We start from the raw sequence: 16,742 nt of genomic DNA, 5'->3' as shown, positions 1-16,742 counted from the left end.
CCTTGGTGAGAGTCAATCACTGGGAAATCTCGGTATTGCCTACCATCGTTTGGGAGACTATCCTACAGCTATTAACTATCATCAACAAAGTTTAGCGATCGCTAGAGAGATCAAACATCCTCGTAGTGAGGGTAATGCCCTGGGAAATCTTGGTGTTGCCTACCTTGCTTTGGGAGACTATTCTACAGCTATTGACTATCATCAACAAAGTTTAGTGATCGATAGGGAAATCAAAGATATTAGTGGTGAGGGTCATACACTAGGAAATCTCGGTATTACATACAACAGTTTGGAAGACTATTCTATAGCTATTGACTACTATCAAAAAAGTTTGGTGATCGCGAGGTCAATCAAACACCCTCGTACTGAGGGTGGCGCACTGGGAAATCTCGGTATTGCCTACAATAGTTTGGGAGAATACTCCACTGCTATTGACTACCAGCAACAATTTTTGGCAATCACTAGGGAAATCAACGACCGTTTTGGTGAGGGTGGCGCACTGGGAAGTCTCGGTGTTACTTACCATAATTTGGGAGACTACCCTAAAGCTATTAAGTACCTTCAACAAAGTTTAGCGATTGCGCGGTCAATCAAAGACCGTCTGGGTGAGGGACAGTCACTGGATAATTTAGGAGTTTCTTTATATAAACTAGGAAATCTTTCTTTAGCAGAGAGTACCCTACTGGAAGGAATAAAAGTTTATGAATCTCTACGAGGTCGAGAATTAAAAGATAGTGAAAAAGTTTCAATTTTTGAAACGCAACGTAACACCTATGCAATTTTACAAAAAGTCCTGATTGCCCAAAATAAAACTGATACAGCTTTAGAAATAGCCGAACGCGGACGAGGACGTGCTTTTGTGGAATTACTGACTTCCCGGTTATCTCCTGACAGCAAAGCACAATTACCTACCTCCCCAACAATCGCAGAGATTAAACAAATTGCTAAAGTGAAAAAAGCTACTTTGATCCAATATTCAATTATTTCTGATGATTTCAAGATTCAGGGTAAATTACAAAATAAAGAATCAGAATTGTATATTTGGGTAATTAAACCCACAGGTGAAGTTACTTTCCGCAAAGCTGATCTCAAATCCCTCTGGGAAAAAGAAAATACGACTTTGGGAGAACTAATTACTACAAGCCGTCAATCCATTGGTGTTAGAGGTCGTGGTATTATTCTCAGTCAAATTCCTGATGCAGCCAAAGTAAAACAAAAATTCCGCCGACTCCATGAACTACTAATTGAACCCATAGCCGACCTTCTCCCCAGCAATGAAAATGAACGGGTGATTTTCGTTCCTCAAGGTGAATTATTCCTCGTACCCTTCCCTGCACTACAAGATGACAAAGGCAAATACTTAATTGAAAAACATACTATTCTCACTGCACCATCTATTCAAGTTTTAGATTTAACTCGTCAGCAAAGATTAGGGAATGGGAAATCGGGAGTTGGGAAAGGGGAAGTGTTGGTGGCTGGTAATCCAACTATGCCAAAAGTGGTCTTAGAACCAGGAAAACCGGCTCAACAATTATCTAACTTGAAATGGGCAGAAAAGGAAGCCAAAGATATTGCTGCACTGTTTAAAACTCAAGCTATAACAGGTAATCAAGCCACTAAAGCTGCGACTGTCCAGCAAATGACCCAAGCCAGAATTATTCATTTAGCCACACATGGATTGTTTGATGATCTTCGGGGTTTGGGAAGTGCGATCGCTTTAGCACCCTCTGGTCAAGATGACGGGTTACTCACGGCTGAAGACATTTTTAACATGAAGCTAAATGCAGATTTAGTTGTTCTCAGTGCTTGCGATACCGGACGCGGACGGGTGACTGGTGATGGTGTCATTGGCTTATCTCGCTCTTTAATTAGCGCAGGTGTCCCCAGTGTAATTGTCTCTTTATGGGCTGTGGATGATAATTCTACTTCTGTGTTGATGACTGAATTTTATCAAAATCTACAACAAAATGTTGACAAAGCTACCGCCTTAAGAAATGCCATGCTTAACACCATGAAAACACATCCTGAACCTAAATATTGGGCTGCTTTTACTTTAATTGGGGAATCGGAATAAAAGGGCGTTGCTGATAGCCTGCGTGGCGATAGCCATATTAGGGTATGAAATTTAAAAATCAATGATTTCAAACTCTTACTCTCTGTGACTGGAGCGCCTCTGCGTGAAACAAAATCATACTCTTAATCAGCAACACCAATAAAAGAAGTCGTAAGGGCGCAAGGCCTTGCGCCCCTACCATGTGATCTATTTACTTCAAATATTCATCTAAAAAAACAAGGAAACAACTTTATGAAACGCATCACAACTTGCATCGTCCTCACTGGTTTTATTTGGTCTGGCTTGGGTGTATTCTCAATGCCAAAGCGGATATCTGCGATCGCTCAAACTCAAGAAAACAGTGATTTATTTTATCTGTATAAAGGGGAACGTATACCCCTAAATCAACGACAAGATGCGATCGCAGTATCTTTTAAAGATTTACCTCCAACTCGCAGTTTAGGGGCGGCCAAACCTCTATATCTGCAACTCCAACAAGATATCCAGCGCAATGCACGACTAACTACACCAGTCATAGTTAATCCCTTGGGTGAAAACTATGCTGTGGTAACTGTGCCGAGAGAATCGGGAAATGTTATACAGCAAAGTATTCAGCAGCAACCCTATGTCCAAACTACCTTACCTGTACTGAGTCGCAGCAACGAGCAAGATGTGATTGTTTTACCTAATGAGATTATCCTCAGCTTTGACCCTAAATTATCAGCAAGCCAAAGAACGGAAATTTTACAACAAAATAATTTAGAAATTGTGCGGAAATTACGGTTTCATCGCGATCGCTATCTTGTTAAATCTACAGTTGCATCAGGTGCAGAAGTTCTCGGTGTTGCTAACCAACTCACTACGGTTAAAGGTATAAATTCTGTTTCACCTAACTTCGTGCAGTCTGTCAGCAATAGAAACTTGGAAACGACTGTTAAACAAGTCCAGAGCATGGAACAATGGCAACTGAATAAGAGTATACCCAAGACGGTTGCCCAAGTGAATAGAGAGACTTCACCCCAAAGCAACTTATTAGGTTTAGCTTGGCATTTAGACAGCACACCCATGCAACAATGTCTACAGCAGGATATACCTAATTGGGGAGCATTACAAAGCTGTTTAGAAAAACCCCAGACTACAGCTAAATCTGCTATTCCCCGCACAGATATCCGTGTCAAAGAAGCCTGGAAAAATAGCAACGGCGGACAGGGTGTAGTTGTGGCAGTTTTAGATAGTTTAATTCAGTGGAATCACCCTGATTTGGCAGATAGTTTGTATAAAGTGCAAGCGGCTGATAAATGTCCGGGAGAAGTTCACGGCTGGGATTTTTCTAGTGGTGGGAATAACGCCGACCCCTGTAAAATTGGTGATGCTGATACTCGCATCAGTCCCATAGAACTGGCAATTTTAAGGTCACAATTTCAAGATACTTTTAAATTATCCGATGCCAAATTAGTCCAGCAATATCCGCGAGAGTTCGTGAATTTGAGACGACGATATCCAAATGCGTCACTAGAAGAAATCGCCAATGGTTTACGTTACACAATCCGCACTAGCCGAGTCGGAGGCGAATTTCATGGTACTCAAGTCAGTGGTACGATCGCCGCAAAACCGAAAAATGGTCAAGGATTAGTCGGTGTAGCACCCAACGCTCAAATTTTACCAGTGCGGGTATTTGGGCTAAATGGTAGTTTTAATCCTGTAACTTATATTGAAGCCTTGGGCTATGCGGCCGATCGCGGTGCTGATATCATTAATCTCAGCTTGGGTGCAATGTTGCCTAGTGAAGAAGAAGAACAAGCGATCGCTGATATTCTCAAAGCCTATCCTAACTTGGTAATTGTCGCCTCTAGTGGTAATTCTAACAGTGACCGAGCAGCTTACCCTGCGGCTTATCCAGGAGTTTTGGCTGTGGGAGCAACTAATTTTAGGGGTCATCGTGCGTCTTATAGTAATTACGGAGTGGGATTAGATGTAGTTGCACCAGGCGGTGATTTAGATACACCAGGATTGTTGGGTGGAATCCCCACCACAGGAGGAACTTGGCTAAATGCTTTTTGGCAAGGAATACCAAATCCCACCTCCCGTTGGTCTGCTGAGGTTGATTCTAGAGGTAAATATTGGTGGGTACAAGGTACATCTTTCTCTGCGCCAGCCGTTTCTGGGGTTGTGGCTTTAATGAAAGGAGAAGATCGTCAAAGAAGATTGAACCGCGATCGCTTAACTGATATCCTCAAATCTACAGCCAGTTATCAAGGGCTGAGTATCTCCGATGAAGATATCAAATCCTACGGTTCACCATCAAAACAAGTTCAACAACACCTCTTTGGTCAAGGATTGGTGAATGCTGATGCAGCAGTCCAGGCTGTGAAAAAACATGATGATTAATTCGTAATTACAGCAGTTTTCATGTATTTAGACCACAAGCTGATATCTGTATTTCTTTCTTACTTTGCGCCTTTGCTACGGCAGTCGCTCATGGGGGAAACCCCCAAGACCGCGCTGCCTCGCCTTTGCGTGAGATTTTAAACTGTGGTTCATTTACCTGAAAATCGCTGTAACTTGTAGAATGAAAACAGCAGAGACTTCCTTACTAGGACTTACGCACTGTACAAATTAACCGTCATGTGTATGAACGAAATTAGGTTGTTTCAGGTTTTAGAGGATGAAATTCAGATCAATAGCGATCGCTAAAAAATTGTCAAAAAACCAGGTTTAAATCCCTGAAACCCATACCCCCTATTTGTTCCTTCCTGTCAATGCGTAAGTCCTACTTACTTATTCTTATTCATCCAAACCAACTTATATAGGACTTACGCAAGTGTCACACCAAAAATCTGTTGTAGGGTGAGTCAGACTGCATAAATCCTGCAAATAACCAGATTTACGTAACTCCCGTAAATTTTTTAAATCGAGTTCAAAATTTTACATTTTTAATTTGTATATCCACATGAGCGACAAACACGAACTTGCTGATTTTTTTCGTTAACTGTCAGCATCATTCCTCTTGTTCCACATTGAGGGCATTGGGGTCCAGTTATCTTCTTATCTTTAGGTAGCTTGATTTGGTGATTACAGGAACGACATTGACGGTAGCGATAATTTCCTTTGCTCACTGTCATTCCTGGTGTGCCACATTTTGGGCAAATATCTCCTTGAGTATAAATATTACTGTATTGCGCTCCACTTCCACAGTGAATACAAATATAATATCTTTTTTCTGGTGATTTATATTTACTTTCTCGACTATCAATTATTGCCTCACATCCCCAGCAGTCATTTAAGTAAATATTACGGTCATGACCAATTCCATGTTTACAAGAGAAAACTGTTACCCTGAATTTAGCCTGAAACGTAGCATAGAAGGGATGATGTGGCATCGTATCTTCACACATGGAACATTTTAATCTTAACCGAATTTCATTAATGCGATTAACCCAACCTGATAACTTTGGAACATAATCTTCAGGTTTTTCCATTTCCTTAATTTTTGGTACGATGTCTGCTATTTCAAAAAGTTCTAGTAAAGACCAATCTCTCCAATCTTGTGAACAATCAGCATAAAGACGCGCACCATAAGATGATCCATAACTGGAAGTATCGGTTTTCTTAGAGTCGAATAAATCACAATCTGTTCTTAGTCGTGGGCAGTAAGCACGAGAGACTCGGTTAGTTTTTAACTGCTTATCTTCATCTGTTGCCCAAGGTTTTGCGACACAATATTTAACTTTTTTAGGTTTACATAAGGGAAGTAATGGGTCTATATCTATAGCTTCAGAAGAAGTCTTTGCTTGTTGTATTACATAATCTGTTAACAGGTCATGTACTTTTTGAAAAACTTGATTAGCACTATTTTGATTTTCTTTCACCCATATAATGTTGAGTACGCATCTAACCAAAGAGTCATTTTCTGGATAATTTTCTATGATTTTATCCAATGCCTTTAGAAAGTTAGATGTATTTTTACTTTCTTTCTGCAACCGATAAACACACATTATTTTTGCTTTTCTCGATAAATAATGCCAAAAGGATAAGTCATCAGATTCTATTAATGACCATATTAAATTAACTTGCTCATCTGGAGGTAAGAAAGAAAAACATTGAAGTATGGGTTCTTGATATTTTAACCATTTTGGTAGTCTTTCTATTAATTCAATCTGTTCTTTAATAGAAAAAGTTTTGAGAATATTTGCTATTTTTACGATAATATCTTTATTTTCTACTGCATCTTCTTTTTTGAGTTTGGATAAAAGTATATTAACTTTCTCCTGTGCTGGCAAAAACTCTAATATTTCATCGTATTTTTTTACACTCTCTGGTAGTAAAGACAACAGTTTCGGAAGGTTATTGTTTAAATTTTCAGTTAGTAATTGTGAAATTCTAGCTATGATAAATTCATGATCATTAACATTATTCTTAAATTTGTCTACAAGGATAGTAATTTGTTCAATATGTGGTAAAAATCTTAAAATAGCATCGTGACTTTTAATCCAATATTTATCTTGAAATATGGAAATTAGTGAAGGAATTTCTTCTAGTGCAGATTCTTCAAGTATTTTAGCAATTTCTAAAAATTTATCTTGATGACTTAAATCTTTTGGATTACTAATTTGACTAACAAGTATTCCAATACGTCTATCTCGCGGTGCTATAGTCCAAATCTGTTTTTCTAGAATAATATAATTAGGTATTAAGCCCCACAGAGAAATTGATGTTGAAACTTCTAAAATATCTTGTAAATCATTTAATAGTGTTTCTTTAATATGAGAATCATTTTGCACATGACTTATAAGTTCAATTAAGCATTTGATCTGTAGTTCTTGATTCAGTTTTTTACGATGTTCTGGAGCATCTAAATATAATTCATACAACTTATTTATAACCTTATTGCATAAATTTGAATTAAGATTTTGAGACTTGTTTATTATATTAAATATGTCGTCTCGTAAACTATCATCTATTTCTTTAGTGAAATCATCCGTTAAAATTTGTAAGAATAATTGACGTTGATCTTTATCAGGTAATACTGGTGTAAGACTTTCAACTTCAAAGTAAAGCGATATAGGTTCTGGTAGATCACGTAAAAAACGTCGTTTTTCCCATAATGCGTATCTGTTTAATTTTTGAGATGCTAAAGATACAGCTTCATCTAGAGAATGATTATTGAGATAACCCCAAAGTCCAAAAGCACAAAATCTAGGATCTTTGTGGCTCAGACAACGTTCAATAATATCTGAATCTGTTTCTTCTTTATTAAGTAAGTGTACATTTATTGCTTTACATTCATTGCCATCTCGTTGCAATTCAAATTTCACAAGTTTTCCAGATTGTAAATCTAATTCGGAACAATTAATTTCTTTTTTATGTACTAATATATTATCTTGATAATCAGAATCTATAAACCAATAATTATTGGGATGAGTAGAGTTACAAAAATTTTTAAGTTTGCCAACTTCCTTAAATAAATTTAAGTTTTTAGCTATTGCTTTATTAGTTTGCGGATTTATTTTTACATTAAATGTAACTAATATTCCCTCGCTTAAACAAGTTTCTTCACAACGAAGTTGCTCTCTATAGACTTTTATTTGTGATCCATCTTCACATTGAATATACCCAAAATTATTTTCTCTTCCTCTTGTGGAGTCATACCCACCAAACCACTTGACAAAACCAATTTCCCTCATGGTTCACCTGTGTTTATATAGTCTACATAACTATTATTGCCACAGATGCACGACTTTTATACAGTCTGTACTCGTATTTTTCGTCAAAATTCTCACTCAAAGCCTTATAAAATCTATAATTGGTCATCAACCAAGATAATAAACCAGAAAATCATTCTCGACGTACTCAGTCTCACGCAGAGGCGCAGAGGCGGAGAGAAAGAGTAAAAGTTGCATACTCTGAAATCTCCCAGAAATATAGATAGATAGCAAATCCTCAATTAAAAGTTACTATGGCTCACATTAAACGTCGTCAATTTCTGCAATTTTCTGGTTCTGCATTGGCAACTCTAGGTATCAGCCAATGGGATATTATGCAGCAAGGCGATAGCGAAGCGCTCCGTAGGAATCGCATGGGTCAAGTTCTCGCTCAAAACACACCCCGTAAATTGGCTCTACTGGTGGGTATCAATGAGTATTCTGGTAATATTTCACCTTTATATGGCTGTGTCAATGATGTGTTGATGCAGAAGGAGTTATTAACTTACCGTTTTGGTTTTAATCCCCAAGATATCCTGACTTTGACTGATCAACAGGCTACTCGTCAAAGTATCCTCACGGCTTTTGAAGAACATCTGATTAAGCAAGCTAAACCGGGGGATGTGGTGGTGTTTCACTTCTCTGGACACGGTTCACGAGTCCAAGACCCTGACGGCGACTCTCCAGATGGACTGAATAGTACACTAGTCCCTATTGATGGTGATTTACCACTGGGATATCCTGAAATTGGTGGTACTGTGCAGCACATTATGGGACATACGCTATTTTTACTTGTGTCTGCGTTGCAAACGGAAAATGTCACTGTTGTTTTAGATAGTTGTCATTCTGGTGGTGGTACAAGGGGAATTTTCCGGGTGCGGTCTATTGATGGTGGAAACCTTCTCCAAGCTAATAAAGGGGAACTTGATTATCAGCGTCAGTGGTTAGGAAAACTGGGGATGTCTCCCCAAGATTTTATCAAAAAACGTCAGGAAAATATTGCTAAAGGTGTGGCGATCGCCAGCGCCAGAAGAGAACAATTTGCTGTTGATTTTCCCTTTGGTGATTTTAGTGCAGGTGCGTTTAGTTACTTGTTTACTCAGTATCTTTGGCAACGTGCAGGGAATGAACCTGTCAGTAGAGCAATGTTGAGTATTCGTCAAAGTACAAACAGTTTAGCGTGGGAAAAAGGGATTATCCAAAGCCCAGAATTTGAATCAAATCTGAGTCCAGAAAATGCCAAAGCACCTATCTATTTTACGCCTAAGCAATCTCTCTCGGCGGAGGCTGTAATTACTAAAGTTAAAGGTAATGAAGTAGAATTATGGCTGGGAGGTCTAGATGCTGCTAAGTTAGCAGCCTTTACAAATAATCCCTATTTTATCGCTTTAGATTCTAACGGTGGTCAAAGAGGATTAGTCAAGTTAGATTCTCGACAAGGATTAGTCGGAAAAGGCACTTTGCAAAGGACTACAGGATCACGAGGAATTCTAGAACCGGGAACAATATTACAAGAGCGTATCCGTAGTATCCCTAGTGATTTAACTTTAAAAATTGGTATTGATAACTCTTTAGATCAGAACACTGCACAACAAGCAAAACAAGCACTGCAAAGGATACAGCGGATTGAACCCAAATCTGTGGGACGAGATGAACTGCAATATATCTTTGGTCAGATGACTAAGAGCAAGTATCAAGAAGTACAGAAAAATAGACGAACTAATCTCCCAAAAGTGGGTAGTTTTGGGTTATTTTTACCCAGTCTAGACCAAATTATTCCTAACTCTTTTGGTGACGTCCAGGAAACTGTAATTCAAGCTGTGGAACGTTTACAACCAAAATTACGCTCCTTACTAGCCACCAGAATCGTCAAGCAAATGCTAGGTAATACCAATTCTTCCAGAATCAATATTACTGCTTCTATGAATTTGGCTAATAATCAAAAACTAATTAGTGAAACTTTTACAACTCGTGGGGCTGTAAAACAAGTTACAGGAGAGACAAATCAACCAGTAGCAGTTTCCCTTGTGAATTCAGCAGATTCTGGTATACCAAAATTATCAGTGGGAACTGAGATTACTTTTCAGGTGGAAAATCAGGAATCTCGTCCACTTTACGTGACGATTTTGGTAATTAATGCAGCCGGCGATATGAGCGTGATTTTTCCCTTTGATTGGTCGGCTGTAGAAGGTGCAACATTGATACAGCCTTCGCAAAAACGGATAATTCCTCAAGCCCAGGATGGATTTAAACTTACCATTGGCGGAACTTTAGGCATCTCAGAGGCACTGATTATCGCGAGTACAGCCCCTCTACGAACTTCTTTGCAAGCATTAGAGAAAATCGCCGAAACCAGAGGTTTGAGAAACAAACGTAGTCCTGTACCTGTGACTGATGAAATTTTGGGTTTAACTAATGATTTGCTCAACGACTTGGATGCAACTACTCGCAGCAGCAATAATGGGCAAAGTATCCTACCATTACCAGACAATGTTAGTGGTATTGATACTGAAAGATTAGCAGCAATGGCGATCGCATTTGAAGTAGTCAATTGACACAGTTATTTTCAGTACCTTTTTGTAAAGACGTGACGAATCGCGTCTTTTTTAGATTTATCGCATCTTACAAACTATTCCCAATCAAAATAAATGGGTAACTTTTTCCCATTACCTAATAATAGGTAAGAAGCTTGTGGATCTTTAGGAACAAATTCTCCATGTGTGGCTATATGTAGAATTTTCTTACCTTGGAGATTATCTCGCAATGATTCCCAGGTAAATTCTTGGTTGAGGAACTTTAAGCCGGGATAAATACCTTGAGACTCTTTTGAGTTGGTTCTGACAATTGCATTTACTTCTTTGAGTACATTTGGTAAGGCATTAAAACCAGATTTAGCATCAGATAAACCCAGAGCTAAAATTTGTGTCTTATCTATATTTGGGGGTAGGCGATCGCTCATATTTGTTAACCCCGCAGAAATGACTGTCGAGACGTTATAATTCTCTACGAGATACTGCTGTCCATCAAACAAGGCATTCATGGGGATGTAGCGAGTGGAACGGTCCAGAGAGAAGACTAAGTTTTCAATCTTATTGGCTTTAATTTCTGATTCTATGGGTTTAATTAACCAATCATACAGTTGTTTTCCAGTGGTTTTAATTTCCGCAATATCAGAACCTGGGTTTTCTAATAAATCTCTAAATTTGGCTACAGTTGCATCTAGCTGACTTTTATCAACATTTTTTACTTCCACCGTTTTAATAATTACCCCTTGAGATGCCCAAAGAATCCAGATTTTATCTTCTAATACCAAGGGATAAATTAAGATAGTGCTTGGTTGTTTGACAATCTTTTGAGCAGCATCCAGAAAATTACCGGGATAAATGAGATTTGGGTCTTTATTATCGTGATATTTTTCAATTTCTCGAATCTTTTGAGCAAATTCTCGATTTAAATCATCTCGTTGATTTCGCAGTTCTTTGAGTTCGGTACATTGTTGACGTTCGCACTCATTCACACGCTGACCAAAAGCAATTAAAGTCCCCTCCTTTTTTTGAATTTCTATTTCCCCAGGTGTTAATATTACTTGTGTTTTTTTCTCTTCACCTCTAGTGAATTCACTAATTTCTTGTACCTTCAATAGTTCTAAAACTTGCTGCGCTTCTATATTACGTCCCTGAGATAGTAATAAAGCGGCCAATTCCCGATAAATATCAGCAATAGTGAATTTATCAAAGTCGTAGATAGCATTGATAAATGATTTTTGTAACTGGGGAGATAGTCCTTCAATATTGGTTCTAATTTTTTCTATTGTATTGATAGATTGTTTATAGTAACCAATAGCAGTAACAGGCTGATTCAAATCCCGATATACACGAGCTAAACCACCATAAATACCAGCAACATCAGCATCACTAACTTGACCCTCTATTGTCATTGCCAAAGCTTGTTGATAGTGATTTATTGCTTCTTGGGTTCTGCCAAACTTGCGATGTAAACTTCCTAAAACCGCGAGTATAGCCTTTTCAGATACTGGATTTTCTACCTGGCGAGCATATTTTAAAAAGCTTTGGGCATTATCTATGGCTTTTTGGTCATTACCCAATTCTCCATAACCTATACTTAATAATATCTGTGCTGATGCTGTAAAATCTGCTCGATTTATTTCCTGGGCGATAGTTATCACTCTCTCACCATTTTCAATTGTTTTTTGGGTATTACCTTGGTAAAAGTAAGCAATTCCCATAGCAAATAAAGCTGCACTCTCACCAAAACGATTATCAAGTTGACGTGTAATTTGCACAACTTGCTGATATAACTCAATGTTTTTCTTGTAATCCCCCAGGTCACTGTAAATAGTCCCAAGAGTGAATAAAGGAAGTATTTGCAGAGGTGGACTTTTTAGTTCTTGAGCGATAGCCAAACTTTTTTGCGTCAACTCCAAAGCTTTCTGATAATCCTTTTGCGAATTATAAATGCCTCCTAATGTATGTAAAGCTTTTGATTCCAAAGCCGGATTTTTTAGTTCTTGGGCAATCAGCAAACCTTGTTCTACTAATTCCAGAGCTTTTTGATAATTGCCAATCGTATCGTAAGCACTACCTAAATTAATTAATAAATCCGCTTCTAATGGGCGATTATTCCTTTTTTTAGCATATATTAAAGCTGGTTCAGCTACTTCAATTACCTTATTTGTTTGCCCTAGTGCATTATAGTTTTCGCTTAATAAAGATGCAGCTATTGATTTAGCTAATAAATAGTTTGACTGCTGGGCAATATCTGACATAGCTTGTGCAGCTTCAGTTGATTTTTCCCATTCTCCCTGAACGTGATATGTAATGCTGAGTTTTTTTAATGCTAACGATTCCAATGAAGGATTCTTTTGCTTTCGTGCTAAAGTTAAGGATTGATTAGCAGTTTCTAAAGCTTTTTGAGAGTTACCTAAATTAAGGTAGGTTAGAGACAAACTGTTTAAAGCAGATACTTCATAAGTTAACAAGTTGACTTGTCGAACAACTTTGAGCCTTTCTTGGGCAAATTCTAATGCTTTAGTATAGTTTCCTTGATTGCTATAGATATCTACTAGCGTAGACAACGCACTTTGTTCTAAGTAAGGATTTTCTAATTGTCTAGCAATAGTTAATGATTTTTCCGCTAATTGTAAAGCTTGACCATGATTTCCTTGTTTGGTTTCAGCTTCGCTTAACCTCAGTAAAGCTTCTGCTTCCAATTTGGGTGATTGGATTTTTTGGGCAATGCTTAAAGCTTGCTGACTGATTTCAATAACTTTTGGTAAATCATTGTTTATACTATCATAAAAGCCAGCTAAATCCAATAGTGATTTTGCTACTAATTCAGGTTCTTCTAAACTTTGTGCTAACTTAAACGCCTGTTGAGCAATATCCATTGCTTTGGTATATTCCCCAACAGTTCTATAATTTAAAGCTAATGAATTTAAGACACTAATCTTTCTTTGTAAAACTCTAGGTTCAGTTTTAATTGACTGTAATATAACTAAAGCTTGCTGTAATTTGTCAATAGCTTTTTCATGCTCTCCCGTTACTGCATAGTCCATACCTAAACTACCTAACATTGCTGCTTCTTCATATTTATCATTTTGCAATCGTGCGATTTCTAATTGTCGCAACCTGATTTCTATTTTTTGGGGATAATCCCCTGTTTTGTTGTAAACACTATGAAAGTAACCCAGCGCAAAAGATTCTGTTTCTAAGTCTGTATTGGCTCGTGCAATGCTCACTGCTTGTGTTAATAATTCAATTGTTTTTTGATTTTCATTCAACACATTATAAGCTCCTCCCAAACGAATTAAAGCAGTAGCCTGTGATTGTGGTTCTTCCAGTTTTATGGATAGAGTTACTATTTCCTGTGCTACCTCTATCAGCTTCCTAGCTTCTGCTGTAGCTTGAGAATGCAAACCCTGAGTTATAGCATTCGATATTTTTAAGGAGTATATTCCACTAATTAGTATTAAATCTTCTAGTTGCGCTGGTTCATCTTGAAGTTCTCGGCGAATAGCTAATGCTTGTTGGTGCAACTTAATTGCCTGCTCATATTTTTTTAGACGAGAATAGTTAATTGCCATTAAGAAAAGAATTTGAGATTCTTGTGATTTATTATCAGGAATTGCTTGGGCAATGGGCAGTGCTTGCTTATAAATTTTAATCGCCTGCTCATATTTTTCTAGCATGAAATAGTTACCAGCCATGAAGAAAAGAATCTCAGACTCTTGTGATTTGTTGTCAGGAATTGCTTGGGCAATGGGCAGTGCTTGTGTATAAACTTCAATCGCCTGCTTATATTTCTGGTTTCGATAATAATTAATTCCTATAGAAACGAGAAGAGTAGCTGTATATTCTTGATCTTTAATTTTTTGTGCAATAACTAATGCTTGTTGATACAATTCCACAGCACTGCTATCATCTTTTTGTTTCTCATAAATATTTCCTAACAAGAATAAAGTTCTTGATTCCCCATATTGATTGCCTACTTCTCTATGTAATACTAATGCTTGCTGATAAAATTCTGCTGCCTGTTCTAAATTATCTGACTTTGAATAAAATGTTCCGATTCTGCCCAAGGTGTTGCCTTCACCTCTTCTATTTTTAATTTCCCGATTAACTGCTAAAGCCTGCTGTAACTTTTCTAAAGCCTTGGGATATTCATTCAGCCAAATGTAAGTCAAACCGATATTACTCAGAGTCTTAGCTTCACCTTCCCTATCTTTGACTTCTCGACGAATTTTTAAGGCTTGTTGGTAATATGACAATGCCTGAGTATTATCTTCTTGCCACCTGTAACTTGTGCCAATATTATCTAAAGTTTCGCCAATTCCGGCTTTTTCTCCCAGTTGCTGATACAGAGATAAAGCTTGTTGCAAAACTTCCAGTCCTTGGGCGGTTTTATCTGAAGAATTATAAATATTACCTATATAATTGAGAGTTGCAGCTTCTCCTGATTTATCTTGTAATTGTCGCCGCATTTCTAACACTTGCTGATATTTTTCCAGCGCGGCTGATAAATACCCTTGATTATCTAGTTCTCTCGCTTCTTCAAACAGATTATCTGCCTCCGTCTGCAAATTTTGTGTCAGCAAGTGTGGTGAAGTAGTCACTTCTGTCAATATTTGCTTGTTTGCTAAACTACCTGCGGCTAACCCTATCGAAGAACTCAGAGTCAATGCTAGGGTGACAAAGGCGAGATATTTCAGTTTATTGGACATTGATAATTCCTCTCATGTATGGTAAACAGCCTATTCAATCTTTATATATTTCTGGTAGCTATGCAGGTTATGCAAAAACACAAAAATAATCACAGTTTTTTTACAATACCTTAGTCAAAAAAAGATAATAAAAAATAGGGCGCTCCGTAGTGGAATCATTGTCTTGAGGGGGCGACAACTCCAAAACTACAAGGGGAGCATCCACTTTTGGCGAAAATACCCAATCAAAAAGGGCGTTGCTGAATTGAGGTATGAAATTCCTAAATTGAACCTTTAAAACTCTTACCTTTGCGTCTTTGCGCCTTTGCGTGAGACTAAAATTCATACCGTTAATCAGCAACGCCTCAAAAAGCAAGTAGCCCACATTCCGCAGAGGTGACTCAGATTATTAATATTTTTGAAAAATCCCAGCCAGAAAAATTTGATTATTTGTGATTAACTACACTTTATCTGAGTATAAGCCAAGCCAGACAACTTTGAAGCAGATTAGGCGCAATGTTTAGCAGAAATGATAGCGTAATCGCTTTTGCAAGCAGATTGCTGCTCAAAGATTAAATGGAGAATATCAAATCATTGTTAACTAGATATCTATTCTAACCCTCATGAATCAATTGCAGTAAAGCTTCCGTTGATATCTTGCCACTCATATCAGTACCTTCCAATAGACTATCCGCCAAATCTCGCTTATGGTGATGTAACTCCACAATCTTATCCTCAATAGTATCCTTTGCTACCAAGCGATAAATTGTTACCGGACGTTGTTGCCCAATCCGGTGGGCGCGGTCAGAAGCTTGATCTTCCACCGCTGGATTCCACCAAGGGTCTGTATGGATAACGTAATCAGCGGCAGTCAGATTGAGTCCTGTACCCCCTGCTTTGAGACTAATGAGAAAAACATCCCCATCCCCAGCTTGAAAGGCATCCACGCTTCTTTTCCGTTCTGCCATTGGGGTACTGCCATCTAAATATTGATATTTAATACTTTGCTTTTCCAGATAATCGCGGATAATATGCAAATGGTCTACAAACTGACTAAACACCAAAGCCTTATGGCGATTTTCCAACAGTTCACCCAACACCTCACCAAAAAGTTGCAACTTAGAACTAGATAACTCAGTATCAGGCATCACCAAACTAGGATTACAGCAAGCGCGACGTAGTTTCATAATCTCTGCTAACACTTGCAAATGTTTCTGTCCTGCATCTGCATTACTTTCAGTTAATTTAGATATAGCTTGACGACGCAACGCTTCATAAAATGCTTTTTCCTCTTTACTCAACTCCACATGAAGCAGAATTTCCGTGCGAGAAGGCAATTCTTCCAACACTTGATTTTTTGTACGTCTTAATAGAAATGGTTGAATCAGTTTTTTCAGTTTATTACGTGCTTGTTTATCTTGATATCTCTCAATGGGATTTGCAAAGCGTTGATTAAAGCTTTCAAAAGAACCCAATAAACCAGGATTAATAAACCGGAATAAATTCCACAACTCACCCAAATGATTTTCAATGGGAGTTCCAGTTGTCAACAGTTTAAAATTAGCTTTCAAGTTCATGGCTGCTTGAGAACGTTTAGTGGCCATATTTTTAATTGATTGGGCTTCATCCAATACAATCGTTTGCCACTGCACTTGAGAGAGCATTTGAGCTACTTCCTCTTGCTGTAATAAACCATAACTACATATCAACATATCCAATGGTTGTAAACCATCTAATAATTTTTGACGGTTAGCAGATGAAAATTGAA

General features: G+C 37.9%; 6 protein-coding genes. 3 read left to right on the top strand and 3 right to left on the bottom strand.

Annotated elements, in window-relative coordinates; genetic code table 11:
• Nucleotides 1–2,074, top strand: a 2,074-nt coding sequence (locus FJR04_RS22590; protein ID WP_168499040.1) for a CHAT domain-containing protein, incomplete at its 5' end; no start/stop codon positions are given.
• Between the two features lie 231 nt (nucleotides 2,075–2,305).
• On the top strand, nucleotides 2,306–4,441 hold the full coding sequence (locus FJR04_RS22585) for a S8 family serine peptidase (protein ID WP_168499038.1): 2,136 nt from the start codon (nucleotides 2,306–2,308) through the stop codon (nucleotides 4,439–4,441).
• Nucleotides 4,442–4,986: 545 nt separating this feature from the next.
• Here the strand turns inward: FJR04_RS22585 and FJR04_RS22580 are convergent.
• Nucleotides 4,987–7,737, bottom strand: coding sequence for a cold shock domain-containing protein (locus tag FJR04_RS22580; RefSeq protein WP_168499036.1), 2,751 nt, complete (start codon nucleotides 7,735–7,737; stop codon nucleotides 4,987–4,989).
• Nucleotides 7,738–8,009: 272 nt separating this feature from the next.
• Here FJR04_RS22580 and FJR04_RS22575 point away from each other — a divergent pair, with 272 nt between their 5' ends.
• Nucleotides 8,010–10,310: a caspase family protein gene (locus FJR04_RS22575; RefSeq protein ID WP_168499029.1), complete on the top strand. Its 2,301-nt coding sequence runs from the start codon at nucleotides 8,010–8,012 to the stop codon at nucleotides 10,308–10,310.
• 74 nt (nucleotides 10,311–10,384) lie between these two features.
• Here the strand turns inward: FJR04_RS22575 and FJR04_RS22570 are convergent, their stop codons facing one another.
• Nucleotides 10,385–14,995 (bottom strand): DUF2225 domain-containing protein, encoded by a 4,611-nt coding sequence (locus tag FJR04_RS22570; RefSeq protein ID WP_168499027.1) that lies wholly within the window; start codon nucleotides 14,993–14,995, stop codon nucleotides 10,385–10,387.
• A gap of 593 nt (nucleotides 14,996–15,588) precedes the next feature.
• On the bottom strand, nucleotides 15,589–16,742 hold a 1,154-nt coding region (locus FJR04_RS22565), incomplete at its 5' end, for a DEAD/DEAH box helicase (protein ID WP_168499025.1).

The sequence above is a fragment of the Anabaena sp. UHCC 0204 genome, assembly GCF_009711975.1.
In the GTDB taxonomy this organism is placed as follows: domain Bacteria; phylum Cyanobacteriota; class Cyanobacteriia; order Cyanobacteriales; family Nostocaceae; genus Dolichospermum.
The sequence above is the reverse complement of the archived record's forward strand: the minus strand, read 5'-3'. Positions and strand labels throughout refer to the sequence as shown.